This window comes from Acinetobacter sp. YH12112, assembly GCF_013418945.1.
GTDB lineage: Bacteria > Pseudomonadota > Gammaproteobacteria > Pseudomonadales > Moraxellaceae > Acinetobacter > Acinetobacter indicus.
This window is the reverse complement of the sequence record NZ_VPBA01000019.1, coordinates 43,136-59,010: the sequence shown is the minus strand read 5'-3', so window position 1 is coordinate 59,010 and position 15,875 is coordinate 43,136. Positions and strand designations below refer to the sequence as shown.

Annotated in this window: 18 protein-coding genes; 11 read left to right on the top strand and 7 right to left on the bottom strand. The window is 45.8% G+C overall.

Annotated features, from left to right (window positions below):
- Positions 1 to 161: 161 nt before the first annotated feature.
- The 6 genes from FTU50_RS08805 to FTU50_RS08780 form a co-directional block, all read right to left on the bottom strand.
- Entirely contained in the window at positions 162 to 449 is a 288-nt protein-coding gene (locus FTU50_RS08805; protein WP_016659463.1) for a PA4642 family protein, read from the bottom strand.
- A gap of 202 nt (positions 450 to 651) precedes the next feature.
- Complete coding sequence (gene minE, locus FTU50_RS08800) at positions 652 to 924, bottom strand: cell division topological specificity factor MinE (protein ID WP_005179812.1); 273 nt, start codon at positions 922 to 924, stop codon at positions 652 to 654.
- A gap of 2 nt (positions 925 to 926) precedes the next feature.
- Positions 927 to 1,739, bottom strand: coding sequence for a septum site-determining protein MinD (gene minD / locus FTU50_RS08795; RefSeq protein ID WP_005179808.1), 813 nt, complete (start codon positions 1,737 to 1,739; stop codon positions 927 to 929).
- A 68-nt stretch (positions 1,740 to 1,807) separates the two neighbouring features.
- The gene (minC, locus tag FTU50_RS08790; RefSeq protein ID WP_005179806.1) at positions 1,808 to 2,530 is read right to left on the bottom strand and encodes a septum site-determining protein MinC; all 723 of its coding nucleotides are present in this window, start codon (positions 2,528 to 2,530) and stop codon (positions 1,808 to 1,810) included.
- A 121-nt stretch (positions 2,531 to 2,651) separates the two neighbouring features.
- Complete coding sequence (locus FTU50_RS08785; RefSeq protein WP_168408722.1) at positions 2,652 to 3,707, bottom strand: preprotein translocase subunit SecA; 1,056 nt, start codon at positions 3,705 to 3,707, stop codon at positions 2,652 to 2,654.
- Positions 3,708 to 3,725: 18 nt separating this feature from the next.
- Positions 3,726 to 4,646, bottom strand: a complete 921-nt coding sequence (locus FTU50_RS08780) for an acyltransferase (RefSeq protein ID WP_005179793.1) — start codon at positions 4,644 to 4,646, stop codon at positions 3,726 to 3,728.
- Positions 4,647 to 4,888: 242 nt separating this feature from the next.
- Here FTU50_RS08780 and FTU50_RS08775 point away from each other — a divergent pair, with 242 nt between their 5' ends.
- The 10 genes from FTU50_RS08775 to FTU50_RS08730 all read left to right on the top strand — a co-directional run bounded on the left by FTU50_RS08775 (position 4,889) and on the right by FTU50_RS08730 (position 14,866).
- A complete protein-coding gene (locus tag FTU50_RS08775; protein WP_005179792.1) occupies positions 4,889 to 5,539 on the top strand; it encodes an OmpA family protein in 651 nt (216 codons plus the stop codon).
- 127 nt (positions 5,540 to 5,666) lie between these two features.
- Positions 5,667 to 7,706: a UvrD-helicase domain-containing protein gene (locus tag FTU50_RS08770; protein ID WP_005179787.1), complete on the top strand. Its 2,040-nt coding sequence runs from the start codon at positions 5,667 to 5,669 to the stop codon at positions 7,704 to 7,706.
- A gap of 30 nt (positions 7,707 to 7,736) precedes the next feature.
- Positions 7,737 to 8,189, top strand: a complete 453-nt coding sequence (gene dut, locus FTU50_RS08765; protein WP_005179786.1) for a dUTP diphosphatase — start codon at positions 7,737 to 7,739, stop codon at positions 8,187 to 8,189.
- A gap of 193 nt (positions 8,190 to 8,382) precedes the next feature.
- Positions 8,383 to 9,807: a phosphomannomutase/phosphoglucomutase gene (locus FTU50_RS08760; protein WP_180006901.1), complete on the top strand. Its 1,425-nt coding sequence runs from the start codon at positions 8,383 to 8,385 to the stop codon at positions 9,805 to 9,807.
- A 10-nt stretch (positions 9,808 to 9,817) separates the two neighbouring features.
- Positions 9,818 to 10,720 carry an acetylglutamate kinase gene (gene argB, locus FTU50_RS08755; protein ID WP_016659457.1) on the top strand — a complete coding sequence of 301 codons (903 nt, stop codon included), beginning with the start codon at positions 9,818 to 9,820 and terminating at the stop codon, positions 10,718 to 10,720.
- 114 nt (positions 10,721 to 10,834) lie between these two features.
- Complete coding sequence (locus tag FTU50_RS08750; RefSeq protein ID WP_180046868.1) at positions 10,835 to 11,647, top strand: GNAT family N-acetyltransferase; 813 nt, start codon at positions 10,835 to 10,837, stop codon at positions 11,645 to 11,647.
- Between the two features lie 86 nt (positions 11,648 to 11,733).
- Positions 11,734 to 12,582: a class II glutamine amidotransferase gene (locus tag FTU50_RS08745; protein WP_075168090.1), complete on the top strand. Its 849-nt coding sequence runs from the start codon at positions 11,734 to 11,736 to the stop codon at positions 12,580 to 12,582.
- 256 nt (positions 12,583 to 12,838) lie between these two features.
- Positions 12,839 to 13,294 carry a bacteriohemerythrin gene (locus FTU50_RS08740; protein WP_005179777.1) on the top strand — a complete coding sequence of 152 codons (456 nt, stop codon included), beginning with the start codon at positions 12,839 to 12,841 and terminating at the stop codon, positions 13,292 to 13,294.
- A 166-nt stretch (positions 13,295 to 13,460) separates the two neighbouring features.
- Complete coding sequence (locus FTU50_RS08735) at positions 13,461 to 14,543, top strand: hypothetical protein (RefSeq protein ID WP_127800517.1); 1,083 nt, start codon at positions 13,461 to 13,463, stop codon at positions 14,541 to 14,543.
- Positions 14,543 to 14,866 carry an RnfH family protein gene (locus FTU50_RS08730; protein WP_005179774.1) on the top strand — a complete coding sequence of 108 codons (324 nt, stop codon included), beginning with the start codon at positions 14,543 to 14,545 and terminating at the stop codon, positions 14,864 to 14,866. Before FTU50_RS08735 ends, FTU50_RS08730 begins: the two co-directional genes overlap by 1 nt.
- A gap of 42 nt (positions 14,867 to 14,908) precedes the next feature.
- Here the strand turns inward: FTU50_RS08730 and FTU50_RS08725 are convergent, their stop codons facing one another.
- Positions 14,909 to 15,307: an outer membrane protein assembly factor BamE gene (locus tag FTU50_RS08725; protein WP_005179773.1), complete on the bottom strand. Its 399-nt coding sequence runs from the start codon at positions 15,305 to 15,307 to the stop codon at positions 14,909 to 14,911.
- Between the two features lie 112 nt (positions 15,308 to 15,419).
- Between FTU50_RS08725 and fur the strand changes: the two genes are divergently transcribed.
- On the top strand, positions 15,420 to 15,857 hold the full coding sequence (gene fur, locus FTU50_RS08720; RefSeq protein ID WP_005179771.1) for a ferric iron uptake transcriptional regulator: 438 nt from the start codon (positions 15,420 to 15,422) through the stop codon (positions 15,855 to 15,857).
- The last annotated feature ends 18 nt before the right edge of the window (positions 15,858 to 15,875 follow it).

The window sequence follows — 15,875 nt, the reverse complement described above, 5'->3', positions numbered from 1 at the left end:
AGTGATGGGAGAGAATGTTCAAGAGTGGATTCTAAATGTTCAGATAAAGACATAAAAAAATGAGCGTATTTACATACACTCATTTTTACTACATTTTTCTAATATTTGCTTAACTGACTGGCATTACACCAATAGGTGGGCTTTTTTATGGACAGTGTGACTTAAGCAAATTTTGCTAGTACTGCCAAGAATTCTGCGCTTTGACGCGGGAATTCAGCAATCACGTCATGAATGCGCTGTCCTTCCGGATTGGTGGCATTTACATCACGGCCATCGGCAACAAACTGGGTCAGTAAACGCTCATAGTCTGCTGGGCGCATATGTTTAAATGCATGGTAAAGCACATGGAAATCAGCATTCACACCATTCGGAGGAAGCTGATTCAGGTAGGCAAATACACGCTCATCTGACCATTCTTCATTGAATGTTGCTGGTTGAGACAATGCCATCGCAATCTCCTGGAATAGTTTTTCGAAATGAAAAAAAGGCAAAATATGAGTTCGCAAGAGGCAAAGTGTCTTTGTGCACTTTATCTTGAAGCACAGCTTCTCGTCTTGCGGCTGGGCAAATCCTTAAAGCAATGCTTTAAGTTTGCTATTTCCGCCTCATATTCTGCCTTGATTCAATTTGCTTGACTAATCAAAAATCAGATTATCGCTCTTCAGGCAAATTGATATTCATTTCAAGCATTTCAATGTTGGCTTCAGAACGTACCGACATTTGAATGTGCTGTTCATCGACACCGCGGACATAGCGGTTCACGACCTGCATGATTTCTTTTTTCATCTGGTCAATTTTGTCCTGGCTCAGGCGGCGGCCTAAACCATTTTCAGAAGCAACAATGACTTTTAAACGATCCTTGGCGGTTTGAGCACTTGATGCTTTTTCTTCGCTGCTAAATAATTTACTCCAGAATCCTGCCATAATTACGCTCCAAATAATCGTGCTAACCAGCCTTTAGGTTTAGCAGTAATGTGACGGTATGGACGCTCTTCACCCAAGAAACGTGCCACCAGGTCATCATACGCCTGACCCGCTTCAGTTTCGCTATACAGAATGACTGGCTTACCTTCGTTAGATGCTTGCAGAACGCTTTTACATTCTGGAATTACACCTAAAGTTGGTACACGTAAAATATCTTTTGAAATATCGTCAATGGTGAGCATTTCCTGTTTATCGGCACGTTCCGGATTGAAACGTGTGATACATAAATGCTTACGGATACGTCCTTCGTTTTGTTCTACTTTTTTGGTTTTGCTGTCGAGCATGCCAATAATACGATCCGAGTCACGTACTGAAGAAATTTCAGGGTTGGTCACAATAATCGCTTCATCGGCATGGTACATGGCTAAAATGGCGCCACGCTCAATCCCTGCTGGTGAGTCACAGATAATGTAATCAAACTCTTGAGCAAGCTCATCCATGACACGTGCCACACCTTCATCGGTCAGGGCATCTTTATCACGAGTTTGAGAAGCAGGTAAAATATAAAGGTTTTCAATATCTTTATCGCGAATTAATGCTTGTTGTAAACGCGCTTCATTATTTAAAACATTCACAAAATCATAAACAACGCGACGTTCACAACCCATGATCAAGTCCAGGTTACGCAAACCCACGTCAAAATCGATAACAACAGTTTTGTGGCCACGTAGGGCTAAACCTGTTGCAAAAGATGCACTCGTTGTAGTTTTACCTACGCCACCTTTGCCTGATGTTACGACAACAATTTTCGCCACCGAATCCACTCCTGTTATGGTTTAAATCCCCCTTTTGTGTATGGGGTTTTTTGGTGTTTATTTATACATTAAAATTCCAGAGCTTCAAATACAAGCTCTTGGTTGTCATTTAGGTAAATATGTACCGGTTTTTTCGTTACGTGCGGGGGAATATCGTCCGCCACACAGTAAGTGCCTGCAATAGATACCAATTCTGCTTCTAGGGAATGACAGAAAATTCGTGCTGAACTGTTCCCACCTGCGCCGGCAATGACTCTACCACGAACGCTACCATAAATATGTATATTTCCTGAAGCAATCACTTCCGAACCGCTGTTAATACCAGCTTTCAAGATAATATCGCCCTGGTTCTGGACCAGACATTGACCGGTACGCAGAATTTCATCGTGATAAGAGGTCACATGCGAAATTCGTGCCGCTGCAGCTTCTACCACCGCGGCTTCTGCGGCAGGCGCTTCAGGTTCTGCCGGAGTTTCAATGACCTGTTCCTGGGTGGCTTTGATCTGTTGTAACTGACGATCTTGCGGAATTACCGGGAACTGGATGGCACGCGCCTGTTCCGACAGAATGCCTTCTACCACGGCCAGTGGCTGTACATTCAGATCAATCAGCAGTTGAATCAGGGCAATTAATTCCTGATCTACCGAACTTTCAATCACCGCCGGAATTTGGGGTGGAAACCCTTTTTGTAACATTGGGCTCAATTGCTGGCGGATCGCATCATGATCATCTGTATCTAAGCTAATGCGAATCGCATTGACCATTCTGCCTTTTATCCGTATGTCAGCCATAATGATTCCTTAAGACTTCTGACCTGTTCATTGTTGTCGAAGTAAATGTTGTAAATAGAGCAAATCCTAGAACAATTCGGCCGAATACTCTAGCCGAAGGTTTAAATATTTTTATTGCTGGTTATTCTTTGTCAGTTTCCTGCTCATTCAGGATCTGTTGCCACTTTTTCACTTTCACCTGTTTGCGAATGGCTTCCAGGGTTTCAAATACCGCAGATTCCACCAACGCATCAATATGCGGATTATGTTCAATCTCGATCTGGCTGACTTTGTTGGCAATATGCGCATAGGCCACATTATCTGGCAGGGTGTCATGATGGGCAAAAGGCTGAATCAGCCCTTGGGTAATATTTTCGCCCAAACGTTGGCCAATGCTTTGAATCTGCCGTTCCATACGTCCGCCGACAATTGGCAGCAGGCGCAGTAACTGGGTCAGCTCCGGGGTATCTTCAATGGCCTGACTCACCACCTGACCGACATTTTCGGCAATGCTCTGACGCTGGCTCTGCAATTCTTTACCCAAAGATTGCTGCAAGATGTCGGCCAGTGCTGCGGCCAGCAGTTTGCGGTGCTGCTCGACCAGATCATCAATAAACTGGCGATGACCAGTGCTGCTGCTCAGTTCACGTTGCAGGTTATTGACAATGGTCAGCACAATCCGGCTCGACAGTTCTTCCATCACCAGGTTGTAATAAAAGTTGGCACGTCGGAAGATGCTGTCCGGGATGACCTTGTAGCCATGACTATATAGGTTGTAGCCAATTGCCACGGCACGTAATAAACGCAGAAAACGCAGCTGTGGCAGAATCGACAGCACTTCATACCAGTGTACGAAGGGGAAGAACCACCAGCGGGCATGATGCCGGAAAATAATCGCCAGGCCCCAACGTACCAGCAATTCGATAATCAGGAAGGTGGTAAACCAGCCTTCGGTAATAATGACCCAGGGACGCAGTTCTGTGCGATAAAATTGCAGTACCTCCGGCAATTGAATAAAGTTGAAAAGCCAGTCACCAAAATCACTCATCAAAATGGCATTGGCACTCAGGCAGAACAGGTTGATGAGAATTAACGCCATCATAAAGATGTCGTATACCAGCACTACTTTCCAGCTCCATGAGTCCTTTCTGACAAAGTGAAAGGAAGATTTGATCACCGGCTCTTCGCGTTTCTTCATAATGCTTTTGGTACTCGCTTACTGCTCAGCAAATTTCTGTTTCATTTCATGAATGAGCTGATCTTTCTCTGTCCAGAGTTGATGCACCCAGTCCTGAAAACGTTCCCGATATGCGGCATCTTCTTCATAGTCACCACCCAAGACCCAGTCTGGAATGTCAATTTTGCGCAGATTGACCGCAATACGTGGCACTTCACCCAGCCAGAATTCACCATAACCCGGTGCGCCGTCCGGATACACAATGGTCATATCTACCAGCGCATCAATTTCATTGCCGAGAATATTCAGCGCCAGCGCCAGACCGCCAGCTTTGGGTTTCAGCAGATGCTGATACGGTGATTGTTGCTGATCATGTTTTTCCTGAGTAAAGCGCGTGCCTTCCAGATAGTTGAGCAGGGTAAATGGCTGGCTGAGCAGTTGCTCGCAAGATTTACGCGCTTCCAGCATATCGCGGTCTTTTAGCGCCGGATTTTTGGCAATCTGTTCTTTGGTATGCCGCTTCATCATCGGGAAGCCCAGAATTTTAAAGGCCTGTCCGACAAAAGGAATAAAGATCAGCTCCCATTTGGTAAAGAAACGGGTCAGTGGCATACGGGTTAAACCGAAATACTGGTTGACGGTGGTATCGACCCAGCTCTGGTGGTTACAGGTCATTAAATAACGGCCCTGCATGCTCAGTTCCAGACCATCTTCAATACTGATGTCCCAGTGGGTATTGGGTAATACATGGTCAATCAGCCAGTTGTTGACACTCAGCCAGCTGTTGGTAATCTGGATATTGGTCTGGTCGACCTTGGCCGATTTCTTGAACAATTTGGTCAGGCCCAAAGCCAGTACCGGCGGTCCATGTAAAAAAGTGCTGCCGGTGATCACTGAGCTGACCGTAAGCCCTTTTGTGATTTTTTTTAAGAGCGGTTGCTTATTGGTTTTAGATGACATAAACAGTCCTGAATATAAAAACAACTTATACGAAGTTCCGCCCAATATAATTGTTGTTTTTAAAATAAAAAAGTGTTGAAGTGAAACTGTGTAGGAATTATGGTGAACTTATGCGTAGAACAACATGAGATTATTGCAAATTGTAAATAAAAGTTTATTTATTAACAAAAAATCAATGGTCTAAGCACTTTATTTCATCCAAACTTTCCCATATACGAAAAACACAAGTAAGGAGGCATGCGATGCGTGCACTAGCAATTTCAGCAGTAGTCGGGGCAATGGTATTAACAGGTTGTCAAACCACTGGTAATAACCTGGGCGGCGTAGAATATGACAAAACCGCATTAGGAACCATTATTGGTGCGGCAGCAGGTTATGGTGTTTCTAAAGGGAATGCCAATACCAGCGCACAAAACAACCGTGCAGCAGCAATTGGTGCGGTACTCGGTGGGGCTGCAGGTATCTACTTGGACAATAAAGAGAAAAAATTACGTCAACAAATGGCTGGTACCGGTGTAGATGTTAACCGTAACCCAGATGGTTCTGTTGGCCTGATCATGCCAGGTAACATTACTTTTGATACCAACAAGTCAAACATCAAGCCAAACTTCTATGCAACTCTAGATAAAGTGGCGCAAGTTCTGACTGAAGATAACAAGAGCGGTATCTTGGTGACAGGTTATACTGACAGCACTGGTAATGACTCTATCAACATCCCGTTATCTCAGGCGCGTGCGCAATCTGTAGCGAGCTACCTGGCATCTCGTGGTGTATCAACTGCACGTATTAATGCCCAAGGTCACGGTTCATCAAACCCGATCGCGTCTAACGCAACTGCAGAAGGCCGTGAACAAAACCGTCGTGTTGAGATCAGCATTTACGCGATCCAGTAATTCGGTCCAGAATTCAAAAAACCACCTTCGGGTGGTTTTTTTTATGACCAGAAAAGCAGCATTTTAGATTAGGCAACTGTGGTGGAGATGACTATAATCGAGCTCGAACCGAAATAGAGGAAACACTATGTCACTGGCAAGTCAACTCAATGACAAGCAACTTGAAGCCATGAAATATACTCAAGGACCCTTGTTAGTGCTTGCAGGTGCAGGTTCAGGTAAAACCTCGGTGATTACCCGGAAAATTGCCTATCTGGTGCAGCAATGCCGTATTCCGGCGCACCGGATTACCGCCATGACCTTTACCAACAAGGCTGCGCGTGAAATGAAAGAGCGGGTTGGTAAGTTGCTGTCGCGTGAAGAAGCCAAAGGTCTTTCGGTCTCGACCTTCCATACGTTCGGTTTAAATTTACTGCGTTTAGAGCTGAAACATACCCCGCTTAAAGCCAACTTTTCGATTCTGGATGCCGACGACTGCAAACGCATTCTGATGGATCTGATGCATCGCGACAATTTATCGGGTGCAGAAAGCAAAGAGCTGATTGCGCGGGCCATGAAAATGATTTCGGACTGGAAAAATGACCTGATTCCACCGGAGCAGGCACATACCACCTGTGAAACGCCAGAAGATATCCAGATGGCGCATTTATATCAGCTGTATGAGCGTAATTTACGTGCCTATAACGCAGTCGATTTTGATGACCTGATTGTGATGCCAACCCGGTTATTGCAGGAAAATGCTGAAGTCCGCGATAAATGGCAAAACCGGGTGCGTTATTTGCTCGTCGATGAGTATCAGGACACCAACACCGCGCAGTATATTCTGGTCAAACTTCTGGTCGGGGTAATGGGACAGTTCACCGCCGTAGGGGATGATGACCAGTCCATTTACGCCTGGCGCGGCGCCAAACCGGAAAATATGGCGCTCTTAAAAGAAGATTTCCCAAATTTAAAAGTGATCAAGCTGGAGCAGAACTACCGCTCCACCAGCCGGATTCTAAAAGCGGCCAATACTGTAATTGGCAATAACCCGCATATTTTTGACAAAAAACTCTGGTCGGACAAAGGCCATGGTGAAGTCATCCGGGTGATTACCTGCCGCAATGATGATGATGAAGCAGAGCGCGTGGTCAAAGACCTGATCACGCATAAACTGATGAACGGTAAAAACTGGAAAGATTATGCGATTTTGTATCGCGGTAACTTCCAGGCGCGTATTCTGGAAACCCAGCTGCGCCAGATGCAGATTCCGTACAAGCTGTCAGGAGGTCAGTCTTTCTTCGCCCGGGCAGAAATTAAAGATGTGATGAGCTATTTACGGCTGATTATTAACCCGGAAGATGACAGTGCTTTCCTGCGCATTATCAACACGCCAAAACGTGCCATCGGCCCGGTGACCTTGGAAAAACTGGGCTTATTTGCACAGGAAAACCATCTGTCCTTGCTGGCGGCAGCAGGTGATCAGCGTTTGACCATGGCCATTCCGAAAAAAGCCACGACTCAGCTGGCCGAGTTTGCCGACTTTATCCAGAACTTTACCCGTGAATTGCTGGAAGATGATGAACCGGTGCCAATCATCCGCCAGATGATGAACGAAGCTGGTTATATCGACTACGTCAAAGAAAGCGCCGCCACGCCTGCGCAGGAAAAAACCAAGCTGGACAATATTGAAGTGCTGTACAGCAGTATTCAAAGCCTGATTAACCGCGCTGAAGATGTGGACGAAAAAAATATTGAAAGCGTGATCCGTAAAATGGTGCTGCTGGATATGCTGGAGCAGCAACAGGAGGAAGAAGACACTGACAAGGTCAACTTATTAACCTTGCATGCCTCCAAAGGTCTGGAATTTCCGTATGTCTATTTAATTGGACTGGAAGAGGAAATTCTGCCGCATAAAAACTCGATTGTGGCTGAGACGGTCGAAGAAGAACGCCGTTTGATGTACGTGGGCATTACCCGTGCGCGTCAAGGCCTCACCATTACCCTGGCCGAGCAGCGTAAGGCTGGCGGGCAGATGAAACAGATGACCCCAAGCCGCTTCCTAGATGAAATGCCACAAGATGAGCTGGAATGGCTGGGTCGCAAGAAAAAGCTGGCTGGCGATATCGATCCGAAACTGCAGGCCCAGCATTATCTGGAAAATTTACGTGCGTTAATTAAACGCTAAACCATTCATTGATATAAACAGGAATTACTGATGAAAGTTCAGGTAAAAGTGCTTGATGCACGTTTGGGCCAAGAATGGCCAATGCCAACCTATGCCACCTCTGGTTCGGCAGGTTTGGATTTGCGTGCCTGCGTGCATGAGACCACTGTCATTGAGCCGGGTCAAACCGTATTGGTGAAAACCGGTCTGGCGATTTATATTGAAGATCCGCATTTTGCCGGTTTAATTCTGCCGCGTTCGGGTCTGGGCCATAAACACGGTATTGTGCTCGGCAACCTGGTTGGCCTGATTGATTCTGACTATCAGGGTGAGCTGATGGTGTCGGTATGGAACCGTGGTCAGACTGCATTTAGCCTGGAACCAGGTGAGCGTCTGGCGCAATATGTGCTGGTGCCGGTGGTACAAGCCCAGTTTGATCTGGTTGAGGAATTTGAAGCCACCGAACGTGGTGCTGGCGGTTTTGGCCATACCGGTAAAGCTTAAAATCTGCTTGAATGATAAAGCCTAAACATTAGGCTTTATCACAACACGCTAGAAAGTAACGCAACAAACACTTAAAATTACATTTTGTAGCGTGAATTCTGTTTTCGGCCGCATAGAATCAGTTCTTATATTAACTTATATTAAAAAGCCTAAAACAATCATTCTCCCTATTCATATATAAAGTAGTTCTGCCATGGATATTCAACAGTCCAGTTTCCCTTTTCAGGTTTTCCGTGCTTACGACATTCGTGGCAAGGTGACTTTGCTGACGCCTGAACTGGTGCAAGCGGTGGCGTTGGGTTTGGCCGTACAAATTAAAAACACGGGCAGCACACGCGTGGTGATTGGTTATGATGCTCGACTCAGCAGTCCGGCCTATGCCGATCTGATCATGCAGGTGCTCCAGCAGCAGGGCTTAAGCCCGACCTTAATGGGCTGTTGTTCCAGTCCGATGCTGTATTACATTGCCCGCCAGTTTGATGGCAATGGCATTATGGTTACGGCCAGTCACAATACCAAATCTGACAATGGTATTAAATGGATTCTGGGCGGTGAACCCCCGACGCCAGACAAGATCCAGCAGGTGGCGGCCCATGCCAGCAACTATTTTCTGGCACATCGACAGCAGCCTGTGGCTGAACAGCCGCATCAGATTTATCCGGAATTTTGCCTGCAGTATCAGCAGGCGCTACTCGATGATATTCAATTACAGCGCCGTTTTAAGGTGGTACTCGATGGTCTGCATGGTTCAGCGGGTCGCTGCGCTGCGCTGGTCTTGCAAAAACTGGGCTGCGAGCTGATCACAATCCGCTGTGAGGCCAATGGGCATTTCCCCGATCATGCCCCAGATCCCTCTCAGGAAAAACATTTAAGCAAGCTGAAACAGGCGGTACAGCAGCATCAGGCAGATTTAGGCATTGCACTGGATGGCGATGGCGACCGTCTGGTTCTGGTCGATGAACAGGCCAAAGTGATTGGTGCAGACCGTTTGCTGGCATTGTTTGCCGAAATGTGTTTACAGCAACATCCACAGCATGAAGTGGTGTTTGATGTGAAGTGTTCGACCATGGTGCGTAACACGGTACGCGCGCTGGGTGGCCATCCGGTAATGATTCGTACCGGCAGCACCTTCCTGCGTCAGTATCTGGCGCAATCAAAGGGACACGCAGTGTTTGGTGGTGAATATGCCGGGCATTATGTCTTTAATGACGGGCGCGGCTTTGGCTATGATGATGGCCTGTATGCTGCGCTGCGGGTAATGGAATATTTAAGCCAGCGCCCGGAGCGAAGCCTGTCTGAACTGCTGGCCAAATATCCTGAACGCTGCTGTACTGAAGATACTTATATCAGCACCCACAACATTGCTTCAGCGCATGTTTTACATGAGCTTGAAACCTTAAGTCAGCCATTGGCCGCACAATTAAGTAAAATTGATGGCGTTCGACTTGATTTTGAAGATGGTTTTGGCATTATTCGAGCATCGAATACGGGCGAATATTTTACAGTACGTTTTGATGCCGATAATCCGGCACGATTAGCGGATATTCGTCATACCTTTGTTTCCATGCTGAGCAACCGTTATCCGCAGATTGCTCAAGACATTTTAGATGCTCAATAAGGAGAGGCGCATGCCACAGCAACAGACTGGCATCGACAAAGCACAGATTCTGACAGAAGCTTTGCCGTATATTCAACGTTTTATGGGTAAAACGCTGGTCGTGAAATATGGTGGCAATGCCATGACCGATCCTGAGCTGGAAAGTTCATTTGCACGTGACATTGTGCTGCTTAAAACGGTCGGTTTAAACCCGATTGTGGTGCATGGCGGTGGTCCACAGGTCGATTCCTTCCTGAAACAGCTGGGCCGCGAATCTGACCGTATTGATGGCATGCGCGTGACTGATCCGGCGACCATGGAAGTGGTAGAAATGGTGCTTGGCGGTAGCGTGAATAAATCTATCGTCAATTTAATTAACCAGCATGGCGGCCGTGCCATTGGTTTGACCGGTAAAGATGGCAACCTGATTCGGGCCAAAAAACTGCTGATGGAAAAAACCGCAGAAGATGGTTCAGTACAGAAAATTGACTTAGGCTTGGTCGGCGAAGTGGTCGGCGTGAAAACCGACGTACTGGAAATGTTTACCCAAAGCGATTTTATTCCGGTGATTGCGCCGTTAGGCGTCGACGAAGACGGTAATACCTATAATATTAATGCCGATCTGGTCGCTGGTAAGGTGGCTGAAGCTTTGGGCGCAGAAAAACTGATTCTGTTGACCAACATTACGGGTGTACTGGATGCCAACAAGAATCTGCTGACCGGTTTAACCACTCAGGAAGTCGATCAGTTAATTGAAACCGGCGTAATTTATGGCGGTATGATTCCGAAAGTAGGCTGTGCGCTGGATGCCGTCAAAAATGGCGTGGTCAGTGCGCATATTGTCGATGGCCGTGTGCCACATGCCTCTTTGCTGGAAGTCTTTACTGACCATGGAGTGGGCACTTTAATTACCAACCGTGCCGCCAAACACTAAGAGTTAAAACAACTCAAGGTCTCTAAGGAGGCCTTTTTTTATGGCTGATTTTTGGTCATTGAATTGTCATCTGCATCGCCTAGTGTATAGGCAGAACATTAGGAGTGCTGATCGATGTTAGCCAAACTCAATCAATATCGACAAAATTTGAGTTTTCCTTTAAGCAAAAAAAATCATACCAAATATGATTTTAAAACCACAACAAAAACAGAATACAGCTTTGAATGGGTTGAAAATTTAAAACAGTTAAAAGAAGTACAGCAATTTCGTGCCGAGCAGTTTGCCAACCAGTTCGGTTTGCAGTTTGAGCATGGACTGGATCAGGATGTTTACGATTTTGGCTGCGAACATGCCGTATTAAGGGATAAGGCCAGTGGGGAAATTGTGGCCTATACCCGATTAAAACTGTTTCAGGGGTATGAACTGGCGCAAAGTTATAGTGCCAGCGAATTTGCCATTGAAGAGCAATTAAAGCATCTCAACAATATTGTGGAAATTGGCCGTACCTGCGTGCATCCACGGCATCGGGCCGGTAAAGCTCTATCCATTTTATGGCTGAATCTGATGCCGAAAGTACTCTGGAGCATGAAAGCCCGCTATTTGATTGGCTGTGTTAGTGTGCGTTTAGAAGGCAATGAAGCGCGTGCCTATCATACCCATCAGTATATCCAGCAGTTAAGCGAACAGCAGCGCTGTAACATTGCCTCGAAACAGGTGTATATTCCGCAGGCCTCTGAAATGACTTCGCTGAAACAGGGCCGGATTCCCAAGCTGTTTGATATTTACCTGAAAATGCAGGGCAAGCTGTCCACCGAAGCCTATTATGATCAGGAGTTTAACTGTCTGGATTATTTTGTCTTTGTCGAAATGAACCAGGTGCTAAAAAAGATGGTACTCAAGAAAAATACCCGCCACATTGTGGAATAAATAAAACTTTGCAGCGATTGTGATTTGCATGGCCTGACAGAGTCATGCACAATAAATGCAGTTTTAATCAGATGTTGAAGTCCTGTATGTGCCAGTTACTCGGAATGAATTGTGCAACACCTACTGATATTACCTTTTCATTTCGTGGTTTTTCACAACGTGCTGGCATAACTTCCGACCATAGTGATGGCTTTGGCATCGCCTTTTTTGAAGACAAGGCCTGCCGCTTATTTGTCGATAACCAGTCGGCAGTGGAATCGCCCATTGCCGAGCTGGTACGCAACTATCCAATTAAATCACGCAATGTGATTGCGCATATTCGCAAAGCCACGCAAGGCAAAATTACCCTGGAAAATTCCCATCCCTTTATTCGGGAGCTGTGGGGACGCCACTGGATTTTTGCCCATAATGGCGATTTACACCATTTTGATCCAGCCTTAAGCGGTCATTTTACCCCGGTGGGCAATACCGATAGCGAGCGGGCATTCTGTTATTTGCTCGATCAGATGGTACTGAAATTCGGTTTTGTGGAACCGTCTTTAGAGCAGCTCTTTGAACTGCTGACCGAAATTTCCCCGAAAATTGCCGAGCATGGCACCTTTAACTTCTGTCTGTCTAATGGTCAGGCGCTGTTTAGCTATGCCACCACCAAACTGCACTGGCTGGTGCGTGAATACCCGTTTAAACCGGCACAATTAATTGATATTGATGTCGAGGTCGATTTTAGCCAGGTTACCACACCGGAAGATCGGGTGGCGGTGATTACCACTGAACCGTTGACTCAAAATGAAACCTGGCAGGCTTTTAGCCCCGGCGAAATGATTTTATTCCAGCAGGGACAGCCAATCAGAAAACAGCTGACTTATATTGAACGTTTGGAAAAAGAACGTCTGAATCCGGAATTAAAACGGATTACCCGCGCCGATCAATATTAATCTACTGTTGTATATTTTATTTTAAATAGTGCCGTATTTTATTTAAGTCTAAAAATACGGCAGAAAATAATAAAACGGTTAAATAATAACTGACTCTTTTGCTCGGGTTAAAATAATATAAACATTATAAAACAAGGGTTTGTGTGAATTTGTTGGCAGAAACAGGAATCCCAAGTAAATCACTTCATTTTTATTTTAAATTAAATATGGCTACTATGCTCAAAGCTTATAAATCATTTGATTCAGGGGTGGTCGTATGAAAATGAAGTGGATTCCAGAATATAATACTGGCATCGATGTGATTGATGACCAACATAAACGTATTCTTGATTATATTAACGAAATTGTCGAGATTGGTGAAAATACCGATCGTGCCCGTATTAAACAGATTCTCGATAATATTATTGACTATACCCAGTCTCATTTTACCTTTGAAGAATCTTTACAAGAAGAAGCCGGTTATAAATACCGCGTACCACATAAACGCGTACATGACTTATTTATTAAAAAAATCGAGTCGTATCGTGAACGCTTTGAAATGGGGCATTCCATTGAAGGAGAACTGCACGAAGTGTTGTCAAAATGGTTAATTAACCATATTCAGCATGATGATGCAGATTATGTTGGCGCTGTAAAAGAAAATATGATGGGTATTATTCAGGAAAAAGAAAAGAAAAAAGGTAAAAACTGGTTTGCCCGTTTCTTCTCATAAACAGAATAAATTACTGCACAATTAATAAAACCAGAGAACAACAATATTGGACTAAAAACTAGCGCAGCAAACCATTGATGGCAATGGTTTGCTTTTTCTTTTTTAGTTTTTGATTTTCCCGGGTGACAAGGGCAAAATAGCGATAGATTTTTATTAGGAAAGCATCATGCAGGACAATGCTATGTCACGATGGTTATCGCCGCTGATGGCATTTTGTTTATCATTTATTCTGATTGCCACACTGGCACCGGTCACTGGCATTCAGCTGGAACGTCAACTGGACTTCTGGCTGCTGTGGTTAGGTACCATGCTGGTGCTGGCCTTGCCATTGACCTATATGGAAATTGCGCTGGCCAAGCGTTCAAAAACTACAGCCTTGCAGGCTCTATCCAGTTTGACCCGTGATGCCGATGCCTCTGCACAGTGGCGTCTGGTGGGCTGGCTGGCCGCGGTGTTTATTCCATTTTTAGCAGGCGCGATGCTGTTTAATGTCAGCCAAATGCTGACCCAGCTAGCACTGCCAACGATTCTACCGTTGTGGATTTTTATTGGCTTGGCACTGGTTGCCCTGGCATTGTCTTTTATTTCGCGTCTGCTGCTGCTTGGCCTGACTGCGGTCGGTGTGATTGCTGCCTTTATTCTGGCGCAAGTGATGGGTGCTCCGGTTGCTGAATGGCAAATGACCGCGCTTGAGTTTGGCGAGTGGGGCAATGCCACAGTACTGGCGTTGGTGGCTAGTGGCCTAGGTCTGGGTCTGTACTGGCAAACCAGTTTGCCGGCGGTACAACAGCAACAGGTGGCGACCAAAACCGTGTTCCCGATCTGGCTGGCGCAATTACTGGCCGTGATTGCCTTTGCTTTCTTTGCCGCGACTGCTCAGCTACCCGCTTTTGCGCTGGCTTTTGCTGTGGTGATGGCTGCTGCGCTCATCCTGCAACTGGCACGTGAACAGTTGGCACAGCGTCAGATTGCAGTGGCAATTCAATGGATCATTCTGCTGGCAGCCACGTTGATCTGGGCCATTCCAGGTCTGGCCAGTGTGTTAAATCCGCTGCTGATGATCTGGGGCCTGGTGATTTGTCTGATTTATGCGATTTTCGCCGGTTGGATCATGAAAATCAGTCATTTGCGTAAATCCATGAACTTCAGCAGTGAAGCCTTTTATAACCTGTGGCGTATTGCCATCCGTATTGTCTTGCCACTGGCAATTATTGCTGCGCTGCTGGCCGTGATTGGACAAATGTTCTGATGACTGCGCAGTATGTCTGGGTGGCTTTTGCCTCAGCCGAACAGCAGTTTCATCTGGCAGTGCCGTATCAAAATGGCATGACTGCGCTGGATGCGATTCAGCAGAGCGGGATTAGCGAACAGGTCAGTTTGCCTGAACCGCTGCAACTGGGAATTTTTGGTAGCCGTTTAACCGATGCGCAGCAGCCACTGCAACCGGGTGACCGGGTCGAGATTTACCGGCCGCTGACCATTAATCCGAAAGATATCCGCCGCAAACGAGCAGCGAAAAACCCGGTGGGCCGCTATGCCAAAGGCAATCGCTTTAAGCAATTGAGTTCATAAGAAAAACCCCTCACTGAGGGGTTTCTTTTTATCTGAAAGGGGCTATAGTGGGGGCGCGGTTAAAATTGCTTCTTTTGAACCCGGTAAGCCTGGTTGCTGTTCAGGAATGGTTTCTAAACCTTCAATTTTCTGCACAATACCGGTTTGATCGAAGTAGATTTTTAAGTGTTGACCTTGTGCAGCGGGAATCTTGGCTTTTTTAGCATAGGTTCCTGGGATATAATGGTAAATATAGTCCCAACGTAAAGGATTCATTGGATCTGAAATGGTTGGGCTACCCAGCAAAAAGCGGACCTGTTGGTGGCTCATGCCGACCTGAATTTTTGCAGCTTGTGCTTGGGTTAAGGGGGTGCCTTGAGGAATATCTACTTTATAAACGCCCAAGGTCGAACAACCCATGAGCAATGAAGTGACGAATAACGTCAACATGACTTTTTGCATTTTGCTACACTATCCCAATTAATTATTGATGCATTCGATCCAAGCATAGATCATACTGCATCTTAACTTTGTTGCATATTCCAACTTTAATTTTGTTGAGAGACCTTTTTTCATGCCTATTTCAAATCAAGATCTACGCAAAGCTGGCCTTAAAGTTACACTTCCACGAATTAAAATATTGGAATTATTAGAAAATTCAAGACAACATCACTTAAGCGCGGAAGATATTTACAAGACTTTACTCGAACAGGGTGAAGATGTGGGTTTAGCAACTGTGTATCGCGTGTTAACACAGTTTGAAGCCGCGGGGATTATCGAGCGTCATAATTTTGAAAATAATCATTCGGTTTTTGAAATTATGCAGGAAGATCACCACGACCACCTGGTATGCCAGAACTGTAATAAAGTGGTGGAATTTACCAACGACGTGATTGAACACGAACAGCATGAAGTGGCGAAAAAGTTTGGTTTTGAACTGACCGGTCACTCACTGAATTTATATGGCTACTGCGATGCGCCGGAATGCCGCGAAGCGTTCCGTAAAAAATAAGCGCAAAACTGCCCATCA

Excerpts from the sequence above, each read along its gene's own strand:
- minC (WP_005179806.1), bottom strand. The coding sequence starts at position 2,530 with ATGGCTGACATACGGATAAAAGGCAGAATGGTCAATGCGATTCGCATT.
- FTU50_RS08750 (WP_180046868.1), top strand. The coding sequence starts at position 10,835 with ATGTTAGCCAAACTCAATCAATATCGACAAAATTTGAGTTTTCCTTTA.
- fur (WP_005179771.1), top strand. The coding sequence starts at position 15,420 with ATGCCTATTTCAAATCAAGATCTACGCAAAGCTGGCCTTAAAGTTACA.
- FTU50_RS08725 (WP_005179773.1), bottom strand. The coding sequence starts at position 15,307 with ATGCAAAAAGTCATGTTGACGTTATTCGTCACTTCATTGCTCATGGGT.
- dut (WP_005179786.1), top strand. The coding sequence starts at position 7,737 with ATGAAAGTTCAGGTAAAAGTGCTTGATGCACGTTTGGGCCAAGAATGG.
- FTU50_RS08770 (WP_005179787.1), top strand. The coding sequence starts at position 5,667 with ATGTCACTGGCAAGTCAACTCAATGACAAGCAACTTGAAGCCATGAAA.
- FTU50_RS08760 (WP_180006901.1), top strand. The coding sequence starts at position 8,383 with ATGGATATTCAACAGTCCAGTTTCCCTTTTCAGGTTTTCCGTGCTTAC.
- FTU50_RS08740 (WP_005179777.1), top strand. The coding sequence starts at position 12,839 with ATGAAAATGAAGTGGATTCCAGAATATAATACTGGCATCGATGTGATT.
- FTU50_RS08805 (WP_016659463.1), bottom strand. The coding sequence starts at position 449 with ATGGCATTGTCTCAACCAGCAACATTCAATGAAGAATGGTCAGATGAG.
- FTU50_RS08745 (WP_075168090.1), top strand. The coding sequence starts at position 11,734 with ATGTGCCAGTTACTCGGAATGAATTGTGCAACACCTACTGATATTACC.
- minE (WP_005179812.1), bottom strand. The coding sequence starts at position 924 with ATGGCAGGATTCTGGAGTAAATTATTTAGCAGCGAAGAAAAAGCATCA.
- argB (WP_016659457.1), top strand. The coding sequence starts at position 9,818 with ATGCCACAGCAACAGACTGGCATCGACAAAGCACAGATTCTGACAGAA.
- FTU50_RS08730 (WP_005179774.1), top strand. The coding sequence starts at position 14,543 with ATGACTGCGCAGTATGTCTGGGTGGCTTTTGCCTCAGCCGAACAGCAG.
- FTU50_RS08780 (WP_005179793.1), bottom strand. The coding sequence starts at position 4,646 with ATGTCATCTAAAACCAATAAGCAACCGCTCTTAAAAAAAATCACAAAA.
- FTU50_RS08785 (WP_168408722.1), bottom strand. The coding sequence starts at position 3,707 with ATGAAGAAACGCGAAGAGCCGGTGATCAAATCTTCCTTTCACTTTGTC.
- FTU50_RS08775 (WP_005179792.1), top strand. The coding sequence starts at position 4,889 with ATGCGTGCACTAGCAATTTCAGCAGTAGTCGGGGCAATGGTATTAACA.
- FTU50_RS08735 (WP_127800517.1), top strand. The coding sequence starts at position 13,461 with ATGCAGGACAATGCTATGTCACGATGGTTATCGCCGCTGATGGCATTT.